The sequence below is a fragment of the Pedobacter sp. 10L46_2 genome, from assembly GCF_056395165.1.
On the sequence record NZ_JBFTIZ010000152.1, the window covers coordinates 1 to 21,083 of the forward strand.

The 21,083-nt window shown below is 37.8% G+C and carries 23 protein-coding genes and 1 pseudogene; 7 read left to right on the top strand and 17 right to left on the bottom strand.

What is annotated here, in order from left to right; all coding sequences use genetic code 11:
• Nucleotides 1–32: 32 nt before the first annotated feature.
• Nucleotides 33–1,124 (bottom strand): mannose-1-phosphate guanylyltransferase, encoded by a 1,092-nt coding sequence (locus AC1DDX_RS16365; protein ID WP_172663179.1) that lies wholly within the window; start codon nt 1,122–1,124, stop codon nt 33–35.
• A gap of 19 nt (nt 1,125–1,143) precedes the next feature.
• Nucleotides 1,144–2,109, bottom strand: coding sequence for a KpsF/GutQ family sugar-phosphate isomerase (locus tag AC1DDX_RS16370; RefSeq protein ID WP_172663178.1), 966 nt, complete (start codon nt 2,107–2,109; stop codon nt 1,144–1,146).
• Nucleotides 2,110–2,198: 89 nt separating this feature from the next.
• Between AC1DDX_RS16370 and recQ the strand changes: the two genes are divergently transcribed.
• Together recQ and kdsA are read left to right on the top strand one after the other, a co-directional pair.
• Nucleotides 2,199–4,388: a DNA helicase RecQ gene (recQ, locus tag AC1DDX_RS16375; RefSeq protein ID WP_172663177.1), complete on the top strand. Its 2,190-nt coding sequence runs from the start codon at nt 2,199–2,201 to the stop codon at nt 4,386–4,388.
• Between the two features lie 15 nt (nt 4,389–4,403).
• Complete coding sequence (kdsA, locus tag AC1DDX_RS16380; protein ID WP_288883327.1) at nt 4,404–5,219, top strand: 3-deoxy-8-phosphooctulonate synthase; 816 nt, start codon at nt 4,404–4,406, stop codon at nt 5,217–5,219.
• Nucleotides 5,220–5,232: 13 nt separating this feature from the next.
• Here the strand turns inward: kdsA and AC1DDX_RS16385 are convergent, their stop codons facing one another.
• From AC1DDX_RS16385 to AC1DDX_RS16395, 3 genes are all read right to left on the bottom strand, one after another.
• Nucleotides 5,233–5,880, bottom strand: coding sequence for an OmpA family protein (locus AC1DDX_RS16385; RefSeq protein ID WP_448634079.1), 648 nt, complete (start codon nt 5,878–5,880; stop codon nt 5,233–5,235).
• Between the two features lie 259 nt (nt 5,881–6,139).
• The gene (locus AC1DDX_RS16390; protein WP_477622278.1) at nt 6,140–7,027 is read right to left on the bottom strand and encodes a tetratricopeptide repeat protein; all 888 of its coding nucleotides are present in this window, start codon (nt 7,025–7,027) and stop codon (nt 6,140–6,142) included.
• 50 nt (nt 7,028–7,077) lie between these two features.
• Nucleotides 7,078–7,701 carry a 7-carboxy-7-deazaguanine synthase QueE gene (locus tag AC1DDX_RS16395; protein ID WP_172663174.1) on the bottom strand — a complete coding sequence of 208 codons (624 nt, stop codon included), beginning with the start codon at nt 7,699–7,701 and terminating at the stop codon, nt 7,078–7,080.
• 116 nt (nt 7,702–7,817) lie between these two features.
• Here AC1DDX_RS16395 and AC1DDX_RS16400 point away from each other — a divergent pair, with 116 nt between their 5' ends.
• Nucleotides 7,818–8,150 carry a Rieske (2Fe-2S) protein gene (locus tag AC1DDX_RS16400; RefSeq protein ID WP_216854490.1) on the top strand — a complete coding sequence of 111 codons (333 nt, stop codon included), beginning with the start codon at nt 7,818–7,820 and terminating at the stop codon, nt 8,148–8,150.
• A 113-nt stretch (nt 8,151–8,263) separates the two neighbouring features.
• On the opposite strand, the gene AC1DDX_RS16405 is transcribed toward AC1DDX_RS16400, so the two are convergent.
• From AC1DDX_RS16405 to AC1DDX_RS16430, 6 genes are all read right to left on the bottom strand, one after another.
• Entirely contained in the window at nt 8,264–9,145 is an 882-nt protein-coding gene (locus AC1DDX_RS16405) for a bifunctional 5,10-methylenetetrahydrofolate dehydrogenase/5,10-methenyltetrahydrofolate cyclohydrolase (protein ID WP_288883330.1), read from the bottom strand.
• A gap of 116 nt (nt 9,146–9,261) precedes the next feature.
• A complete protein-coding gene (lepA, locus tag AC1DDX_RS16410) occupies nt 9,262–11,049 on the bottom strand; it encodes a translation elongation factor 4 (RefSeq protein ID WP_477622279.1) in 1,788 nt (595 codons plus the stop codon).
• Between the two features lie 33 nt (nt 11,050–11,082).
• The gene (locus tag AC1DDX_RS16415) at nt 11,083–11,679 is read right to left on the bottom strand and encodes a copper homeostasis protein CutC (protein ID WP_477622280.1); all 597 of its coding nucleotides are present in this window, start codon (nt 11,677–11,679) and stop codon (nt 11,083–11,085) included.
• A gap of 103 nt (nt 11,680–11,782) precedes the next feature.
• Nucleotides 11,783–12,817 (bottom strand): glycosylasparaginase, encoded by a 1,035-nt coding sequence (locus tag AC1DDX_RS16420; protein WP_172663171.1) that lies wholly within the window; start codon nt 12,815–12,817, stop codon nt 11,783–11,785.
• A gap of 16 nt (nt 12,818–12,833) precedes the next feature.
• Nucleotides 12,834–13,637 carry a nitrilase family protein gene (locus AC1DDX_RS16425; protein ID WP_172663170.1) on the bottom strand — a complete coding sequence of 268 codons (804 nt, stop codon included), beginning with the start codon at nt 13,635–13,637 and terminating at the stop codon, nt 12,834–12,836.
• Nucleotides 13,638–13,661: 24 nt separating this feature from the next.
• A complete protein-coding gene (locus AC1DDX_RS16430; protein ID WP_288883333.1) occupies nt 13,662–14,807 on the bottom strand; it encodes a methionine aminotransferase in 1,146 nt (381 codons plus the stop codon).
• A 67-nt stretch (nt 14,808–14,874) separates the two neighbouring features.
• Here AC1DDX_RS16430 and AC1DDX_RS16435 point away from each other — a divergent pair, with 67 nt between their 5' ends.
• Nucleotides 14,875–15,645, top strand: a complete 771-nt coding sequence (locus AC1DDX_RS16435) for a queuosine precursor transporter (RefSeq protein WP_172663168.1) — start codon at nt 14,875–14,877, stop codon at nt 15,643–15,645.
• 5 nt (nt 15,646–15,650) lie between these two features.
• On the opposite strand, the gene AC1DDX_RS16440 is transcribed toward AC1DDX_RS16435, so the two are convergent.
• The 4 genes from AC1DDX_RS16440 to AC1DDX_RS16455 form a co-directional block, all read right to left on the bottom strand.
• Entirely contained in the window at nt 15,651–16,028 is a 378-nt protein-coding gene (locus AC1DDX_RS16440; protein ID WP_172663167.1) for a GreA/GreB family elongation factor, read from the bottom strand.
• Between the two features lie 557 nt (nt 16,029–16,585).
• A complete protein-coding gene (locus AC1DDX_RS16445) occupies nt 16,586–17,035 on the bottom strand; it encodes an RES family NAD+ phosphorylase (RefSeq protein WP_172663166.1) in 450 nt (149 codons plus the stop codon).
• A gap of 2 nt (nt 17,036–17,037) precedes the next feature.
• A complete protein-coding gene (parS, locus tag AC1DDX_RS16450; protein ID WP_172663165.1) occupies nt 17,038–17,502 on the bottom strand; it encodes a type II RES/Xre toxin-antitoxin system antitoxin in 465 nt (154 codons plus the stop codon).
• A 42-nt stretch (nt 17,503–17,544) separates the two neighbouring features.
• Nucleotides 17,545–17,952, bottom strand: coding sequence for a response regulator transcription factor (locus tag AC1DDX_RS16455; RefSeq protein WP_337714824.1), 408 nt, complete (start codon nt 17,950–17,952; stop codon nt 17,545–17,547).
• 161 nt (nt 17,953–18,113) lie between these two features.
• On the opposite strand from AC1DDX_RS16455, the gene AC1DDX_RS16460 reads away from it, so the two are divergent.
• The 3 genes from AC1DDX_RS16460 to AC1DDX_RS16470 all read left to right on the top strand — a co-directional run bounded on the left by AC1DDX_RS16460 (nt 18,114) and on the right by AC1DDX_RS16470 (nt 20,007).
• Nucleotides 18,114–18,290, top strand: coding sequence for a hypothetical protein (locus tag AC1DDX_RS16460; protein WP_048905246.1), 177 nt, complete (start codon nt 18,114–18,116; stop codon nt 18,288–18,290).
• Between the two features lie 61 nt (nt 18,291–18,351).
• Nucleotides 18,352–19,347, top strand: coding sequence for an L-glyceraldehyde 3-phosphate reductase (gene mgrA, locus AC1DDX_RS16465; RefSeq protein WP_288883337.1), 996 nt, complete (start codon nt 18,352–18,354; stop codon nt 19,345–19,347).
• 6 nt (nt 19,348–19,353) lie between these two features.
• Nucleotides 19,354–20,007, top strand: a complete 654-nt coding sequence (locus AC1DDX_RS16470; protein ID WP_172663162.1) for a YceH family protein — start codon at nt 19,354–19,356, stop codon at nt 20,005–20,007.
• Between the two features lie 14 nt (nt 20,008–20,021).
• Here AC1DDX_RS16470 and AC1DDX_RS16475 read toward each other — a convergent pair whose 3' ends face one another.
• Nucleotides 20,022–20,201, bottom strand: a complete 180-nt coding sequence (locus tag AC1DDX_RS16475; protein ID WP_172663161.1) for a hypothetical protein — start codon at nt 20,199–20,201, stop codon at nt 20,022–20,024.
• 87 nt (nt 20,202–20,288) lie between these two features.
• Nucleotides 20,289–21,083, bottom strand: a pseudogene (locus AC1DDX_RS16480) (GAF domain-containing protein); the annotation flags it as partial.

The window sequence follows — 21,083 nt, forward strand, 5'->3', positions numbered from 1 at the left end:
ATCCGGATGTGTTAAAAGATAATTAAATGGGGTTAAATATATTTTGTGCCGAATTTCGATTTTACATCAGCAACAATTTGTTTTATGCTTTGTTCAGATGATCTAGGGCAAATTAATAGTGTATTGTTTGATTCTACAACGATGTAATCATGTAAATCCTGCAAAATCACCAATTTGTTCTTTGGTACATTTACCATGCAGTTCGATGAGTTAAACATCATTACCTTTTCTGAAGGAATTACTGCATTGCCAACATAATCATGCTCAGCAATATCATAGATAGAGGCCCAGGTTCCAAGATCCGACCAGCCAAAATCAGCAGGTAATACATAAACATTATCTGCCTTTTCCATAATCCCGAAGTCAATAGAAATATTAGTACACTGTAAATATGCATTTCCAATAAATTCGACTTCGCTAGCTGTATTATATAAATCATTTCCCTGATGAAATATCTCGTACATATCAGGTAAATGCTTAGAGAAAGCATTGTTAATTGATTTTGCAGACCATATAAAAATCCCGGCATTCCATAAGAAGTCGCCGCTTTGTACAAAAGATTTGGCCAAATCTAAATTAGGCTTTTCAGTAAAGATTTTTACTTTGTGGATTTGCTCATCAGTTTTTAATGAACTCTCGGTGTATTGTATATAACCATAGCCTGTATCAGGTCTGCTGGGTTTTATGCCTAAAGTGATCAGACAATCATTTTCAGATGCCGCTTTTAAGGATTGCTCAATTGCCGCGATAAAAGCATCCTGATTGGTAATGGTATGGTCAGAAGGTGCTACTACGATAGTTGCATCTGGGTTAATCTGAGCAATTTTCATCGATCCATAAGAAACACAAGGAGCTGTATTTCTCATTATAGGTTCTGCCAGAATTTGATTCTCATTCAAATCAGGTAGCTGCTCTTTTATGATATGAGTATATATCTCGTTAGTTACTACAAATATATTTTCTGGAGGACAAATCTTTAAAAAACGATCGTAAGTACTCTGTATAAGTGTTTTTCCAACACCAAAAAAATCAATAAACTGTTTAGGATATTCTGTTCTGCTCACTGGCCAAAAACGGCTTCCAACGCCGCCAGCCATTATTAAGGCGTAATTATTATTATTCATATCTGATATTACAGTCTCTTTAAATTATACCTTCCTGTAAAAGGTCGTGAAAATGTATCATGCCAAAATAGGTTCCATTGTCGGTAACCAGTAGTTGCGTAATGTTGTTTTCTTTTATCATATCCAAAGCAGTCATTGCTAAAACCTCTTTGTCTACTTTTTTTGGATTGGGGTTCATTAAGTCGCTCGCTTTAATATCGGCTAAATTAGAATGTTTTTCCAGCATTCTACGAATATCTCCATCAGTAATTATCCCCAAAATAACATTGCTTTCAATAACAACAACAGCACCCAAACGGTTTTGACTAATTTCGATTATGACATCTTTAACTGATGCCGAAGGATGAATAGTGGGTTTCTCGTTCTTCAGGGCAATATCTCCGGCTTTTAAATAAAGTTTTTTACCTAGTGCTCCACCTGGATGGAAGCGGGCAAAATCGCCTTCATTAAAATTGCGTGCGTTTAACAAAGCAATAGCCAAAGCATCGCCCATAGCTAGCTGGGCAGTGGTACTGGTAGTAGGGGCCAGGTTATGCGGGCATGCTTCTTTTTCAACAAAGGTGTTCAATATAAAATCGGCCTGCAAAGCCAAATCAGAATTTAACTGACCAACCATACCAATCATAATGTTGCCGGCTTGTTTAAGTAATGGTGTCAACACCTTTATTTCAGGAGTATTTCCACTCTTGGAAATACAGATTACAATGTCGTTTTTTTGGATCATTCCGAGGTCTCCATGCACAGCATCTGCTGCATGCATAAATATGGCCGGAGTACCAGTTGAATTAAAAGTTGCTACAATCTTTTGCGCAATAATGGCGCTTTTTCCAATTCCGGTTACAATTACACGACCCTCACTTTCAATAATTAGGTCAATAATCTTAACAAAATCGTCATTTATGTTTTCAATTAAGCCTAAAATAGCCTGAGCTTCTAACTGTAAAGTGCTAACAGCGTCGTCGATAATAGATTTTTTACTTTTCAAACAGAATTATTTAGTATATTGATGCTTTGAATTTGTGCAAAATTATGTTATTTTGAAGTAAAAATAGCACTGAATATTTTATACACGAAATGGATGTGAAAAAGTCGTTGTTTGACAACTTACAAACCTTTTTTGGTTTTGATAATTTTAAAGGTGATCAGGAGTCTATCATCACCAATATTCTTGAAAAAAGAAATACGTTTGTTATAATGCCTACAGGTGGGGGGAAGTCCATTTGCTACCAGTTGCCAGCTTTGATGGAAGAAGGAACTGCTATAGTGATATCGCCATTAATTGCACTGATGAAAAATCAGGTAGATCAACTAAGGGCATTTGGAGGAAGTGATAGTATAGCGCACTTTTTAAATTCTTCTTTAAATAAAACCGAAATTACTCAAGTTAAAAGTGATTTATTAAGCGGACAAACAAAATTGTTATATGTTGCTCCCGAATCACTTTCTAAGCAAGACAATATAGATTTCTTAAAATTGATTAAGATTTCTTTTGTGGCGGTTGATGAAGCCCACTGTATTTCCGAGTGGGGCCATGATTTTAGACCTGAATACAGGAAAATCAGGCAAGTGATACAAGGTCTGGGCGAAGATATTCCAATTATAGCCTTAACTGCAACTGCAACACCTAAGGTTCAGCAGGATATCATCAAGAATCTTCAAATGTCTGATGCGACCTTGTTTAAATCATCATTTAACAGGCCCAACTTATTTTATGAGATCAGGCCCAAGAGGGATGTCATTAAAGAAATCATCAGGTACATAAAATACAATACCGGTAAATCGGGGATTATTTATTGCCTTAGCCGTAAAAAGGTTGAAGAGGTTGCAGAAACCCTAAATCTGAACGGCATTAAAGCCCTACCATATCATGCAGGCTTAGAACCAAAGGTTAGAGCCGATACTCAGGATAGATTCCTTATGGAGGATGTAGAGGTTATTGTAGCCACTATCGCCTTTGGTATGGGAATCGATAAACCGGATGTGCGTTTTGTAATTCACCATGATATCCCTAAAAGTATGGAAGGTTATTACCAGGAGACTGGGAGGGCCGGACGCGATGGAGGAGAGGGAATTTGTATTGCTTTCTACGCTCAAAAGGATGTAGACAAGCTGGCCAAGTTTATGAAAGATAAACCGGTATCTGAACGCGAAATAGGTACTCAGATATTAAAGGAGGTTATTGATTATGCTGAATCCGGCGTATGCCGAAGAAAGCAGATCCTTCATTACTTTGGAGAGAACTTTAATGAGACCGGTTGTAATTGCATGTGTGATAACTGTAAGAAACCGAAAAAACTATTCGAAGCAGAAGAATCTTTGATGGTTCTGTTAAAGCTGATTAAAAAAATAGGAGAGAAGTTTGATGATGCCCACATCCTAAGCGTTATTTTAGGTAATGAAACTGCTCAGACAATTGCTTATGAACACAGTAAGCTTCCTGAATTTGGTTTAGGAGTTGTTGAGGGAGAGAATCATTGGAAATCACTTATCAGGCAAGCGGTATTAAATAATTTCTTATCTAAAGACATAGACAATTACGGTTTACTTGGGTTAACCAACGGCGGATTAAGCTTTATTGAAAATCCATATGCACTTAAGTTTGTCCTAAATGAGCCAATTGAAAGTGCAGCTGATGATGACGAAGATGATGTTAAGCATGGCAGCGGAGCGGTAGATGCTCAGTTACTGCAGTTGCTGAAAGATCTGAGAAAGAAAATAGCTAAACAAAAGAATGTACCTCCTTTTGTAGTGTTTCAAGATCCGTCTCTTGAAGAGATGTGCACACATTACCCAATTTCGATGGACGAGCTAAAGCAAATCTCGGGAGTTGGTCATGGAAAAGCGCTTAAATTTGGAGGATCTTTTCTTGAGCTTATCAAAAAATATGTAGAGGATAATGATATCGAGCGTCCTATTGATCTGATTATTAAAACACAGGCCAATAAATCACAGCTTAAAGTATCGATTATTCAGAATATAGACAGAAAAATTGGCCTTGAAGATATTGCAAAATCGAAGGGTATCACATACGATGATATTCTAAAAGAAGTAGAAGCAATTGTAAACTCTGGCACCAAGCTAAATCTTAGCTACTTTGTAGATGAAGTGATAGATGAAGACCGCCAGGATGAAGTATTTGATTATTTCCAATCAGCAGAAAATGATTCAATTGATGAAGCATTAAGAGAACTTGGAGAATCAGATTATTCTCGTGAAGAAATACAGCTGATGCGTATTAAATTCATGTCAGAACTAGGTAACTAACAATAAAAAACAACAATGATCAATTTCCCTTTAGATAATTTCAAAAATCAGGAATCAGGTAATTTCTTTTTAATGGCAGGGCCTTGTGCCATAGAAGGCGAAGAAATAGCCATGCGTATAGCCGAAAAGATAGTTGCAATAACGGATAAACTACAAATACCATATATTTTTAAGGGTTCATACCGCAAAGCTAACCGCTCTAAAGGTGATTCTTTTACTGGAATTGGTGATGAAAAAGCACTTAAAATATTAGAGAAAGTAAGTAAAACCTTTGGTGTACCAACGGTAACGGATATTCATGAAAATGATGAGGCAGCTATGGCTGCTGCTTACGTTGATGTGTTGCAGATTCCAGCTTTTTTATGCAGACAAACCGACTTGTTAATCGCAGCTGCCAAAACAAATAAGGTTGTAAACGTTAAAAAAGGACAGTTTCTATCCGCCGGATCAATGAAATTTGCTGTAGAAAAAATAGTAGAGGCGGGAAATAATAAAGTGATCCTTACAGATAGAGGCAATACTTTTGGCTACCAGGACCTTATTGTAGATTACCGTGGTTTGCCCGAAATGCAATCTTTTGGAGTACCTGTTGTTATGGACTGTACGCATTCATTACAGCAGCCAAATCAAAGCAGTGGTGTAACCGGAGGTAAACCGGCATTAATAGAAACAATTGCTAAAGCTGCAATTGCGGTGGGAGCTGATGGTTTGTTTATTGAAACACATCCTGATCCGGCAAATGCAAAATCAGATGGTGCTAATATGCTGCATCTCGATTTGCTCGAAGACCTTTTGGTTAAACTAATTAGAGTAAGAAAAGCGATTATTTAATCGCTTTTTTCTGTTAAAGCTTACTGATAACAAAAGAAGTCCTCCTGTTCAGCTTTCTATTTTCTTCAGTGCTATTGGATGTAATAGGTTTCGATTCACCGTACCCTTTGTAAGTTAAGCGCTCAGCCGCTATTTTATGTTCTAAAAGGTAATCATAAACCGCTTTGGCACGCTGCATAGAGAGTTTTTCGTTGTCCTTTACATTTCCAACATCATCAGTATGTCCCTGTATTTCAATGCTAATATTGGCATTGTTATTTAAAAGATCTACAAGTGTAGTTAATTCGGTAACTGATGCGGGTAGCAAACTATACTGGTTGGTGTTAAAGAATATGTTTTTCAATATTACATTGGTACCTACCTTTAGTTTTTCCAGCAAAATCTTCAGCAGAAAGGGTTTGTTAGTATAGGAACTATTCAATTCATAGTTTTCAGAATAAAACAAATAACCATCGGAGCTAGCGTTAAAGGCATAGTTTCCTCCAATTGGCATTACGGCAAGGAAATCTCCGGTTTCTTTAGAAGTATAATCGTTATATTCAGTTTTTCCATTTTTTAGGTTCACTACCTGAACCTTTGCTTCTACAAATGCACCTGTTTCTTTATCCTTTACAATGCCTTTTACATAAGTAATGGGGAGTGGTTTTTTATTTTCTGGCATTTTGAACTGGTAAATATCCATGTCGCCAAATCCTCTTTTTAAATTTGAAGAAAACAAACCTTCTGTGCCATCAGGAGTTACTATTAAGCCGGTTTCTTCATTAAATGTATTAATAGGATAACCTAGGTTTTCTGGTTTGCCCCAATGCCCGGCATCGTCTAATCTGCTTAAAAAAACGTCCTTATTTCCTAATCCGGGCCAGCCGTCAGACGAAAAATAAAGCGTTTTTCCGTCTGGATGTATAAATGGAGTATGCTCATCATATGGCGTGTTTATTTCGGGTCCAAGATTCTGAGGGACGCCCCAGTTGCGAATCCCAAAAAGGCGAGTTTAAAGGGGCACCGAGATTAAAAGGTTCGCCCCAGTTATTCCCTTCTTTATGACTAACATAAATGTCGCATCTGCCTAAGCCATCAGGTCTGTTGCATCCAGTAAAAAACAAATAAAGCCCGTCAGGCGAGATGGATTGAGCGCCCTCATTAAATTTTGAAGTGTTAATTTTATCACTCAGTGGAGTAGGGGTTGTCCATTCTTTATTAATTTTGGAAGAAATAAAGAAGTCTTCGTTTCCATCTATGTTTCTGCTAAAAATTAGTTTTTCTCCATCTGCAGTAATGGAAGGAAAGTAGTCTCTATAGCTTGAATTTATCTCTTTTCCAAGGTTAACCGGCTCGTATTTCTGTGGGGATTTTATTGCTAAAACGGCAAACTCACAATCTTTAAGGTATTTATTGGCTTTATTAATGAAATCTTTATCGTTGCCTTTGTAGTTTTTAATAAAGAGTTCAATGTGTTTTAAAGCATTCAAATAGTTGCCTGTATTTAACTCCGATTCAGCTAAACCATAATACAAACGGGGATCAGCTTTATCGGCTCCAAGATTTAAAGCATTCAGATATGCTGTTTTAGCTGCATCAAAGTTCTTTGTTCTGCGATTGATATCGCCAAGTTGTATAAAGGCAAACTGAAAAGACGGATCTTCTTTTACAGTTTCTAATAAAGCAGAAACTGCAAGGTCATAATTATCTTGCTTTAAATAATTCTGAGCTTTATCAAAATTGGTCTGCGCCTTCTTTATATTGGTAGTTTGGGCACCAGCATGTACAACAACAAAGAGTAAGAAGAACAGGAGTAACGTTTTCTTCATTGACGCTTATATTAACGATAATATTAAATATAGCGAAATAGATAGAAAACCTATGGAATATTTAAAAATTTATGTGTCTGTAAAGAAATTTCCCATTTCGGATTAGCCATTACATAATCAATAATCAATGGGGTAATCTCCTTTGATCTTGACCACTCAGGCTGTAGGTAAAGTTTACAGTTTTCGGAAACTGTTTCAGCATATTTCTCTGCCCATTCAAAATCACTTTTATTGAACACAATAACCTTTAATTCGTTTGCAAAAGGTGTAATATCGGGCCTTGGGGCTTTAAACTTCTTTGGCGACAAGCAAATCCAATCCCATTCTCCAGAAAGCGGGTAAGCACCAGAGGTTTCAATAAAGGTTAATATTTTTCGCTCACGAAGCTTTTGAGTAAGGTAATCGAGGTTATATATCAAAGGCTCACCACCGGTAATTACAACAGCTTTACCCGGAAAAGTATCGGCTTTAGCAACAATATCATCAGATAACGTAAGCGGATGTAGTTCAGCATCCCAGCTTTCCTTTACATCACACCAGTGACAACCAACATCACAACCGCCTAAACGAATAAAATAAGCTGCTTTACCTGTATTAAATCCTTCTCCCTGTATAGTGTAAAACTCTTCCATCAATGGAAGTAGCGTGCCGTCTGCTGGTATTTGATGTGCCATATATAAGGTTGCAAAGTTAAATAAATATCCGGGGGAAATTAGATTATATGTATATTGAGCGAATATAAATGACCTATCTGTGAAGAAGTTGTTTGAAATTTAATTAGAGTTCAATTTTGAAGTGGCATAAAATAGAGACAGAAATACCGGAGGAGGAATTTGTAAAGCAGATCAATGTTGATGGTAAAAAGCTCTGTCTGGTAAAGCATCAACAAAAACTTTTTGTAGTACAAAACACCTGCCCACATGCCGGCGGTATTTTAAGTGGCGGATGGTGTAAAAACGGGCATCTCATTTGTCCTATTCATCGTTGGGAGTACAACCTTGAAAACGGAAGAGGAGCAGAGGGACAGGGCGATTATATAGATATTTACCCGCTAGAAACAAGATCTGACGGGGTTTATGTAGGCTTTAAAGAAAGCTGGATTAAAAAACTTTTTGGAAAATAGGAGTAGGATCGTCATCTCGAACATAGTGAGAGATCTCTTGAATTGGCCTAACCAAGAGATCTCTCACTATGTTCGAGATGACGATTACAGAAGACTAGAGCATAGAAATTTACTTAGCGGTAAATTTCTTTTTTAGCTGATGCAAGTGTGTTCTTTAATAAACCAACAATGGTCATTAATCCAACACCACCCGGAACAGGCGTTATCCATGAAGCTTTCGGTGCAACATTTTCAAAATCTACATCTCCATAAAGTTTGTATCCCGATTTGGTAGTAGTAGAAGTTTCTCTGTTCATACCCACATCAATAACGATAGCACCAGGCTTAACCATGTCAGCGGTAATGAAGTTCTTTTTGCCAATAGCAGCAATAATGATATCACCCTGCAAACACATTTCTTTTAAGTTAGCAGTTCTGCTATGGGTAAGGCTCACTGTACAGTTACCAGGATTTGCATTGCGGGCCATAAGAATACTCATTGGGCTACCAACAATGTTACTTCTACCAACAACTACGCAATGTTTACCAACCGTATCTATTTGATAAGATTGCAACATCAGCATAATACCGTAAGGAGTAGCAGGAATAAAGCAAGGTAAATTACGCATCATGCGTCCTAAATTGATTGGATGAAAACCATCTACATCCTTACGATGATCGATAGCCTCAGTTACCTTTTCAGGATCAATATGTTTAGGAAGTGGAAGTTGAACAATTAAACCGTCAACACCGGCGTCCTCGTTAATTTCTTTAACTTTTTGCAACAGTTCTTCCTCGGTAACGGTAGCATCATATCTGATCAGTGAAGACTGGAAGCCAACTTTTTCGCAGTTTTTCATTTTGCTGGCAACATAAGTCTCACTTCCGCCATCATTACCAACAAGTATGGCTACCAGGTGAGGCTTTCTGCCACTCTCTGCTAAAAAATCTGCAGCTTCAACTGCTATTTCCTGTTTTATTTTCTCTGATACAAATTTTCCGTCAAGTAATTTCATCCTGGTGTTTAGTTTATAGTATTTAGTAGGTAGTATTTAGTACTTAGACTAGTTGTTTATTCAAGCTGAATCCAGTCTAAGTACTAAATACTACCTACTAAATACTAATTTAAAAGTTAATCTAATTTCAATACCGCCATAAATGCAGTTTGTGGAATTTCCACATTTCCTACCTGACGCATACGTTTCTTACCTTGTTTCTGTTTTTCCAATAACTTACGTTTACGGGAAATATCACCGCCATAACATTTAGCGGTAACGTCTTTACGTAAAGCGCTAAGCGTTTCACGGGCAATCACTTTTGCACCAATAGACGCCTGTATCTTAATCTCGAATTGTTGACGAGGGATTAATTCTCTCAGTTTCTCACAAATTTTCTTTCCAAAATCGTAAGCATTGCTACGGTGAATCAACGAAGACAAAGCATCAACAGGCTCATCATTTAGCAGCATGTCTAGTCTTACCAGGTCCGACTTGCGGTAACCAACTTGATGGTAGTCAAACGAAGCATAACCTTTAGAAATTGTTTTCAGTTTATCATAAAAGTCAAAAACGATCTCTCCCATAGGCATTTCAAAAACAAGCTCCACACGATCTGATGTCAGGTAAGATTGATTTACAATAATCCCTCTTTTCTGAATACAAAGTGACATTACCGGACCCACAAATTCGGCCTTGGTAATAATATTTGCTTTGATATAAGGTTCTTCTACAGAATCCAATTTACTTGGATCTGGTAAATCAGAAGGATTGTTTACGGTAACTTCTTCGCCTTTAGTAGTGTGCGCGATATATGATACGTTGGGTACGGTTGTTATAACCGTCATGTCAAATTCACGCTCTAAACGTTCCTGGATAATTTCCATGTGCAGCATTCCTAAGAAACCGCAACGGAAACCGAAGCCTAAAGCCGCAGAACTTTCAGGTTCAAACACAATAGAAGCATCGTTAAGCTGCAACTTGTGCATTGCCTCACGCAATTCTTCAAACTCATCGGTATCAACCGGATAAATTCCGGCGAAAACCATTGGCTTAACCTCTTCAAAACCTTGAATTGATTCTAACGATGGTCTGTCAACAGTGGTTATCGTATCACCAACTTTTACTTCACGGGCTTCTTTGATCCCCGAAATAATATAACCTACATCACCGGTCTTAACAACACTGCGTGGCGACATATCCAGTTTCAGGATACCAACTTCGTCTGCTAAGTATTGTTTGCCTGTGTTTATGAATTTTACCTTATCACCTTTTTTAATCTGGCCGTTTACTACTTTATAGTAAGCGATAATTCCCCTGAAAGGATTAAATACAGAGTCGAAAATCAATGCCTGTAAAGGCGCGTCAGGATCACCAACCGGAGCAGGARCACGGTCTACAATGGCCTGAATAATATCAGGAATTCCCAAGCCCGTTTTGCCTGATGCAGGGATAATCTCTTCACGTTTACAGCCAATCAGGTCAATAATCTGATCTTTTACTTCCTCAGGCATTGCCCCAGGTAAATCCATTTTATTTAAGATCGGGATAATTTCAAGATCGTGCTCTAAAGCCAAATATAAGTTCGAAATGGTTTGTGCCTGAATCCCCTGAGATGCATCAACAATAAGTAAGGCGCCTTCGCAAGCTGCGATAGAACGYGAAACTTCGTAAGAAAAATCTACGTGTCCGGGAGTATCAATCAGGTTAAAATTGTATTCAATTTCACCAACCTTATAATTCATTTGTATGGCATGACTTTTAATAGTTATGCCTCGCTCACGTTCAAGGTCCATGTTATCCAATAACTGGGCCTGCGATTCGCGTTGAGTAATCGTCTCAGTGTATTCTAATAAACGGTCAGCCAAGGTGCTTTTCCCGTGGTCAATATGTGCAATTATGCAAAAATTACGTATATGCTTCATCAGTGGCGCAAAGATAAGATTTTGAGCGGATTATTATGCAGGTTTGTTGGCAAGCCCGATTAAATTTTTTACAGTCTCACTATCAGTAAGATCGTAACTAAATTCATCAGCTATGCTTCCCATACTCAATCTTGGGTTTCTGAACTGCATTTTGCTCTTTACGGCATGCCTTGCAGAGGCATGAAACTCTTTGGCGCCTGTTAATTTAATGATATCAGTAATATTACTTATAGAAACACCGGCACCCGGCATAATGATGATCCTTCCCTGAGCCTGTTTAATTAGCTTTGCAATTACACCTGCTCCTTTAAGCGCAGAAGATTCTCCTCCCGAAGTAAGAATTCGCTCACAGCCAAGTTCAATAATATCCTCTAAAGCCTTTTCCAGGTCATTAGTCATGTCAAAGGCTCTGTGAAACGTTACGGGCATAGGTTTAGCTGCAGCAATAAGCGCTGCGCATCTTTCTTTGTCTACACTGCCATCAGCTTTTAAGATACCTATAACTACTCCATCACAATTTAACGATTTGCAGATTTTTATATCCTCTTTCATTAGATCAAACTCCAAATCAGAGTATAGAAAATCACCTCCGCGTGGCCGTATAATAGGATATACCTTTATAGAAAGCATTTTTTTCGCCAAAGCGATCGTTGCATAACACCACCTTCCTGAGCTGCAAGAGCAGATCTTACAGAATTGGCGCAAACCTCCATATTTACCATGATACTTAATATTAATAATAACTTTTTCCGGGAATTAAAAGGTCATCTTTCTGTTCAGTGCAAACGGCGTAACTAAAGCCTTTCTGAATAGCATAAGCGCCATATTCTCCTTTTTTATTGATGGCAAGAAAGCCCACCTGTATCACCTTTGCAATTTCAGGTTTCTTTTTAATGATTCTCATTACAGCCTCTTTGCAGGCGTCTTCGGGCGAATAGCCCTGGCGCATTAGTTCTACTACCAGAAAGCTTCCAACGTTACGGATCACTTCTTCGCCAACACCGGTAGAGGTAGCACCACCAACTTCATTATCCACATATAAGCCAGCGCCAATTATTGGGCTGTCGCCTACACGGCCATGTAGTTTATAAGCCATTCCGCTGGTTGTACATGCACCGGAAATATTTCCTTTTGCATCAATGGCCAGCATGCCAATAGTGTCGTGATTGTATTGATTGCCTGGCAATTTAGTAGGAGCAGCTTTTTGATAGAGCTTGTTCTCAATATTCATTACCGGGGCATATTTTGCGGTTTTAAGCCATTCTTTCCAGGCCTTTTCACTTTCTTTGGTAAGTAAATTTTCCTTTTTAAAACCGTTTTCTAAAGCAAACTGAAGTGCACCATCGCCAACAAGCATTACATGTGGTGTTTTTTCCATTACCAATCTGGCAACAGAAATTGGGTGCATAATATGTTCCAGGCCTGCTACAGAACCACAATTACCCTGTTCGTCCATAATACAGGCATCAAGTGTAACGTGCCCGTCTCTGTCTGGCAAGCCACCATAGCCTACAGATTGGTTCTTTGGGTCAGCTTCTGGCACGTGAACACCTTGTTCAACTGCATCTAGCGCTCTGCCGCCCGAAGACAGTACTTTCCATGCTGCCTGATTAGCAGCAATTCCAAAATCCCAGGTAGAGATTACGATAGGTTTAACATCAATTGAGGTTGATTTAGCCGGAATTATTTCGGCTATACTACTTTTATTAACAGCAAGAAGCGAAGCCGATATTGCAGTTGTTTTTATGAATTTTCTACGATTAAACATTTTAGGTTTAAAGTAACTAAATAATTTTAAAATTATCAGCATCTCTTAGAAAAGGAAAACTATGGCGGGTTTTAACCAAGTCATCGTAACCTATGCTAAAGGTGTATAGATCTTCATCTTCAGGTTTGTAATAAACAGTTTTTCCCATTGGGTCAATACATTGAGAATGACCACTGTGATAAACTTCTTTTCCATCATGACCAACCCTGTTTGCAGCAATCACATAACTTTGATTTTCGATGGCACGGGCAGGTATAAGTGCATTCCAATGGCTCGATCTTTTATCAGGCCAGCTTGCAATTAATAATAGTATATCATATTCTGCGTTCTGATTGCGCAGCCATACAGGGAAACGAAGGTCGTAGCAGATGGCTAAACGTATTTTCCAGCCTTTTAAGTCTACAATCACTTTGTCGTGGCCAGGCGTGTAAGTTTTATCTTCATCACCTAAACCGAAGAGGTGACGTTTATCATAATGGCTGAAACTACCATCCGGCAACATCCATATTAAGCGGTTAAAATATTTATCGTTTTCTTTTATAATTAAACTTCCGGTAACAACGCAATCGTATTTATCGGCTGTCTGGGCCATCCACTGCATTGTTTTTCCGTTCATTTCTTCGGCAAGTGAAGCAGCATTCATGCTAAAACCTGTGTTGAACATCTCTGGAAGTATGATCAGATCTGTTTTCTCTTTTATCCCCATTGATAATCTAAGGGCAAGGTTCTGTAAGTTTTTATCTATGTTTTCCCAAAACAGATAGGCCTGATAAATTGTAATTTTGAGATTGCTAATATTCAGGTTATTTGGTTGATCCATTATTCTAATTTAAAGGGATGTAAATTATAACTTCATTAGTCCTTCAACGGCTTTTTCTAATGTTTCGTGCTTTTTAGCAAAACAAAAGCGTAATACTTTATGATCTGTTTTTCTAATGTAGAAGGCCGAAACAGGTATGCTCGCTACTCCATTTTCCCTGACAAGCTTTTGGGCCATATCCGTATCTTTCTCGTCATTCAAGTGAGCATAGCTAACACATTGAAAATAAGAACCATGACAAGGTAATAATTTAAATTTAGTTTCGCCAAGTAATGAACGGAAGAAATCCCGCTTTTCCTGGAAAAATTCGGGTAATCCGTTATATGTTTCAGGGTCTTTAAGGTAATTAGCTACACCTACCTGCATTGGCGTGTTTACACTAAAAACGTTGAACTGGTGTACTTTACGAAATTCCTTCATTAAGTTGGCAGGAGCAAGGCAGTAGCCGAGTTTCCATCCTGTTGTGTGTAGTAATTTGCCAAATGATGCTGCAATAAAACTTCTGTCTCTTAATTCGGGATATAAAGCCAGGCTATGATGTTTTATACCATCAAATATGATATGCTCATACACCTCATCACTAAGAATAAGTATATCTGTATTCTTAGTGAGTTTAATAAGCGCTTTGATGTCCTTTTCCGTTAAAATACTGCCAGTAGGGTTATGGGGACTATTTAAAATGATCATTTTGGTATTCACAGTAAATAGTTTCTTTACCATTTCCCAGTCGATCTCATAATCCGGTGGCACCATTTCGTAAGGCTTTACCAGTCCGCCCAATAATTTAATTGCAGGGGCATAGGAGTCGTAAGCCGGCTCAAAAATAATTACTTCGTCACCAGCAGTAATGCACGAAGATAGTGCCGTAAAAATAGCCTGTGTTCCACCTGCGGTAACCGTAACTTCAGTATCCGGGTTATAATCAGCATCATAAAGCGTATTTGCCTTTTCTGCAATAAGTTCCCTAAGCGATTGTAATCCGGGCATAGGAGCATACTGATTAAAGCCCTTCTTCATTGCATCAGCTACAAAATCTACCAGTTTAGGATCACAGTCATAATCTGGAAATCCTTGTGATAGGTTTATCGCATTATGTTCTTCAGCAAGTTTAGACATCACCGTAAAAATAGTGGTGCCAACTGTGGGTAATTTGGAGTGTATTGATATCATGTTTAAGCGAAAATAGAAATAATATTTATCCTGTTATATCAGAATTATTTAATAATTTCAACCTGCTATGACTTTTAAAACAAAAGAGAGCAGGTTACTGCTTATTTTAGGGAGCTTCTTTGTCGCGAACGCCATACTCTCGGAGTTTATTGGTGTAAAGATATTTACAGTTGAAGGTACGCTTGGTATCGAAAAGTTCAATATTAATTTACTGGGAGTACCCAATCTTTCCTATAATATGTCGGCCGGTGTGTTAACCTGGCCCATTATATTTATCATGACTGATATTATAAATGAGTATTTTGGAGTGCGACAAGTTCGTTATTTATCTATTCTAACGGCCATTTTAATAGCATATGCCTTTATTGTTGTAGGTGGAGCTATGCAGTTAAAGCCTTCCGATTTTTGGGTTACACAAACCATTAATGGCGAATCACTAAATATGAACAATGCGTTTGCCGGTATATTTGGGCAGGGTATGTGGATCATTGTGGGCTCTATTGTTGCTTTCCTTGTAGGCCAGATTGCTGATGTGCTTATTTTTCATAAAATTAAGAAAGTTACCGGCGACAAGGCCTTATGGTTACGTGCCACCGGTTCAACATTAGTTTCGCAATGCATTGATAGTTTTGTGGTTATCTTTATTGCTTTTTATCTTAACCCCCAATACCACTGGAGCTGGCAAATGGTTGCCGCAATAGGCCTGGTAAATTACACCTATAAGTTCGTGGTAGCCATTTTAATGACTCCCATATTGTACGTTGTTCATGGGATTATAGACAGATACCTTGGAAAAGACCTATCTCATCGGATGATAACAATGGCAGGCAGGAGGTAAGTGGGTTACATCCTGTTTACCGATAGTATTTTGAATTCCTGTAAACCATCTGGCATTTCCCAGGTAATAATGTCGTTTGTTCTATAGCCAAATAGTGCAATTCCGATGGGAGCGAAAACAGATACCTTTTGAACCTTAATGTTTGCTTCTTCGGGCATTACAAGTTTAAAGGTAAATTCTTTACCGGTTTTGGTATTCGCTATACGGGCTTCAGATTTTAAACACACCACATCAGAAGGAAGTTCCTCTTCCGAATATATGGTGGCTTCTTTTAATTCGTTGCTTAATTTTTCTTTGTTATAAGCGCTCATATTTGATTTTTCCAGATGTTCCTTTAATAATTTAAAGTCGCTTTTTGATAATGACAATGATTTAGTTTCCATGATCGTGAATATGTTGTGAATTAATATTTTATTATATTTTTTAAAAAAATTGAATACGCGATTCAGGCTTTTGCTGAAAAGGCATTAAAATTGAAATGAAGAATGAGAAAAAGCAGATTTTTATCAGGTGCTTTTAACCCCCGCATCGAAAAAAGAAAATCGAAATGATACGGGGCTTAATTAATAAAGTCCTTGCTGGTGGTTTGAAAACTAAAACCGAAAGGATAGTTTTCTCTAAAAAACCTTTTGAAAAGCGCATACGCATGTAGCTGATGCCTGTTGTAGGCGCCAATAATAGCTTTTTGTATGTTCTTTTGGTAATTCATTGCTTGCTAATGTCGCCACCTTTTTCCTCATTTCAAAAGAAAATCGGTTTTTACAATAAAAAATGATCTGGAGTTTACTTACCGAAAGCCCTGGCGTAATGATGAAAGTGCGCTACGTCGAGGAATAGGTTGCTAGGGCCTTGGTAGGGCCTTACTAGGGCATTACTAGGGCGTTGACTGGACTTAAGGCCCTAGTAATGCTCTGGTGATGCCCTAGCAATGGATACGTAATTAGCTTTTTATTCTTCTGTCAAAAACAAAAGGTTCCGATTTTAATAATTTTATCGATTTAAAATCCGGATGGTTGGGATTTATCAGGTAATTGTATTCTGCTATAATGATAGAAGAGGGGACTTTTAAAATGGCAGATTTGCCCTCGTTGATCCAGTCTTCCCCAATTTTTTGAGTTAATGGTATATTGTGGTATTCAATCCAATTACCTGGTAATTTTTTAATATCTACAGGGACGATTCTTATGTCGTCGGGGATTTCTATAGTCATTACCTGAAAAGATTGGTTTAATCCTATTTGATTTCTGTGGACAACATTTTCCAGGCAAGCCAGTGAGCGCGAGCCTGCGCTGTATATTACTTCTACATCGTTAGGATTCCAGCGTGCGGCTCTGCCCGAAGCAAACAACTTGGTGGCATATTTAGCTAATGCTATACGAAATACATGCATAATTAAGCTAAATCACCATATTCAATCCTTATCAGTTCTTCTTCAATTAGGGTAATACCGGTAATGGTATCCATAAGATCGAAAGGGGTTTGGTTGCCAAGACCATATGAAGGAGTGTTTAGCCACTGATGAAAAAGTTTTGCAGATCCAAAAATTTCGATGCCTTTATCAAAAAGAGAAAAAGATTTTAAAAGCTTTTCACTTAAAGCGGCATCTAGCTTTGATGAATTCGAAACGTAATTTTGTATAGTTTTTACATTTGTTTTAAAAGTATCCTGAAATTCTTCTTTGGTGAAACCCGAAAGATTAAGAAAATCAATGGCGGCTTTTGCTGATAACCCATTTTTAGAATTGGTAAGAACACTTATTGGGTTGCCATATAACGATTGGTAAGACGCAATAACTGCGCTTTCTGAAACAACAGATACTTTTGACTTTGTTTTGTATGGTTTTGGAGTGTTTGCCATAATGCTTTTATCTAGTGCAAAACAAATATAGGAATTTTTTCCTTAATTATTGGAATTTTTTCTCGTTTGTTTTTGTTGATAATCATCATGACCATTTAATACCCTCTTTACGGAGTTGAGCATGTCATCCAAATCAAAGGGTTTGCTGATAAATCCATTGGCGCAGGCTTCTTCTAAAACCGCTCTTTCGGCAGCATGTGCCGACATAATTATAATTGCAATATGGCTCGTTTTTTTATCGGTTTTTAAGTTTCTGCAAATATTTATACCATTACCATCGGGCAATTTTACGTCTAAAAGTATCAATTCAGGATGTTGGACAGCTACTTTTTCATAAAAATCTTTTGCAGTCCCAGAAGTCACAACCTCATAACCGGCTTCTACCAATACGTATTCAACTATAAAACGGATATCTTCGTCATCCTCAACAACATGTATAAGTTCAACCATGGCATAATCATTTGTTTAGTTCGCTTTAGAAAATAACCTGTGAACTTATAAAAGGTTTTAAAAAAAAAGAGTTCGGGTACAAAAAGTGCAATAGAAGTGAAGTTATGCGCGTTTATTTCCAAAATAATATATATTTGGCTTATAAATTAAAAAATCAAAACATGGAAAAATTTTCAAAAGTTAAAGAATTGTTAGCTTCTGTTGAGGCTGATGCTGAGAAATTTTACAATTCTGGCAACAATGCAGCTGGAACAAGAGTACGTAAAGCTATGCAAGATTTAAAAGTTCTTGCTCAAGAAATTCGTGCTGAAGTTACAGAGAAAAAAAACGCTAAATAAGTATTAATTTATTTAAATATCAGTAGCGGTTTTTGCCGCTACTGAATATTTTATCTATTATATGCCATATACACCCAGTTCCAGCCGATATACTCAAATGCAATACCGCCGCTGCGGTAACAGTGGGTTAAAACTTCCAGCAATTTCATTAGGCCTATGGCATAATTTTGGTCATGTAGATCAATTGGAAAATTGCAGTAACATATTAAAACTCGCTTTTGATAGTGGTATTACTCACTTCGATCTTGCTAATAACTACGGTCCGCCTCCAGGTTCAGCCGAAGAGAATTTTGGTAAGCTATTAAAGAGAGATTTTGCCGGTTACAGAGATGAAATGATCATTTCAAGTAAAGCTGGTTATACTATGTGGGATGGACCTTATGGCGATTGGGGCTCTAAAAAGTACCTGGTGTCAAGTTTAGATCAGAGTTTAAAAAGAATGGAGCTAGATTATGTTGATATTTTTTATCACCATCGTCCGGATCCCGAGACTCCGCTTGAAGAAACTATGACAGCATTAGATCTGATCGTTCGTCAGGGTAAGGCATTATACGTAGGTATATCTAATTATAAGCCGGAAGAGGCCGCGCGTGCCATCCAAATTTTAAAAGAACTGGGTACCCCATGCATTATCCATCAGCCAAAATACTCTATGTATGAGCGTTGGATAGAGGACGGTTTATTAGACCTTTTAGGTAATGAGGGTGTTGGCTGTATCCCATTTTCTCCATTGGCCCAAGGGATGCTTACCGATAAGTATCTAAAGGGTATTCCTGAGGATTCGAGAGCAGCAAAGTCTCACGGATTTTTACAACGCGATCAAATTACTGACGAAAAATTAGCTCAGCTTAATAAACTGAATGCAATAGCTCAGGAAAGAGGACAAAAATTGGCTCATATGGCGCTGTCGTGGATTTTACGCGACGAAAGAATTACTTCTGTATTGGTAGGCGCAAGTAAACCTGAGCAGCTTGCTGATTCATTAAARTGCCTTGAGAATACCAATTTTACTAAAGATGAATTAAACAGGATCTATCTTATTTTATCTAATTCTTAAGAATTAATGGATTCACCACAGACCCTGCCGGTTTTAAATGCCGAAGAACTTCGTGTTTTAGGTGTATTAATGGAGAAATCCAAGACTACGCCTGAGTATTATCCAATGACCATCAATGCAATTACGGCTGCTTGTAATCAAAAAACTTCGCGTAAGCCGGTTGTACAATACGATGAGCAGACGGTAATATTGGCTCTTGATACTTTAAAAAGAAAGAGTTTAATTTCAACTGCAACAGGTGGTTCCAGCAGGAGCGTTAAGTACAAACATAATTTTGCTATTGTTTTCCCTGTAACGCCTCAGGAAGTAGCTATTATTTGTTTGTTAATGCTAAGAGGTGCACAAACACCTGGTGAATTAAATACGAATTCGGGCAGGTTATATGAGTTTGAATCGCTGGACGATGTGCAGGCTGTACTTGAAAGACTCTCAGATCCGGAAATGCCTTATGTTTTGCAGTTACCTAAGCGTGCCGGGCAAAAGGAAATGCGTTATGTGCATTTGTTGAGCGGAACCCCCGATCTAACACAAGATGATTCGATAGACGATAATTACAGCAGACCTGCAAGTGATTTGGAACAGCGGCTGGCAAAAGTAGAAGAGGAGCTTGCAATAATGAAAGCTGACTTTGATAAACTTATGAAAGAATTGATGGGGTAAATTTTACCTCAATACTACTTCTTTGCAAGAGTTTTGGCAGAATCCGTTCTAGTAGTGTCTGTAGCTATAACTGCAGTGCTATCTGTTTTTGCTTCAGCAACCTGAGGCTCTGGTGCCCTTAGTTGCATTTTTTGTGTATCACCGCAGGCACTTAGCAGCAATAAAAGACCAAAGAGAGGTAGAATACTTTTCATAAGTTTTGACTAAATAGTTAATTTAGTCAAAAGTATATACTAATTTTCAAAAGTAATTACTTTTGAAAGTATTTGACATATCTATGGCTAAATGTCGTTTGTCTTTTTCGGATGTATAACGCCAATCCTTAAAGCTTTTAGTCCGCTTAACCCTTGTAGGTCCTCTAAATCAAGTTCTTCCAGGTCTTGATCCAGCACTCCAGTTTCCTGTAAATAAGTAATAAAAGGAAGATAATCATCAATATCTCTCTTATTAAAATAGATCAACGCTATCTTATCAGGCTGTGTTAAACGCTCACTGCTACCTCTGATGTGAACTTTGTCGATTCGTTTTTTTATCATCTGATACCTGATATTGTATGCGCCTTCTACATCAAATTTTCGCTCATCAGCTCTAAAACTAATGTCGATTGTATGGTTATGGACAAATAACAACTGAGTAGTATAAAGCTTGGTTGGCATAGCTGGCAATAAAGCATGAGTCATTCTAACTACATTAGCCATAGATGAAAGTTGCCATAGCCTAAGATTTTTGAGGTGAAAATGATTAAAGATTTTATCCGGAGAGATGGACTGACCAATGTAAATATCGTATTCAACACCATCAGTTCTGAATTTCTCGAAGTAGCAAGGATACGATTGCTGTAATTTCTCTTTTTCGGCTTCAAAAAAATTGTTAATTGCAGTATTTATCATTTGCATGGAAACTTCCAAGGCATATCTGTTTTTGTGAACATCACCATCCGCAGCTCCGGTAACGAGTAAATAATCATCAATTATTTTTTTGAGTTTAGGTTCCTGCTGAGATAAATGGAATAAATAGTCACTAGATTCTTCTTTCAAAAAACTGTTTAGATTGTTCTCGTCCTGAGTGTTTAGGGT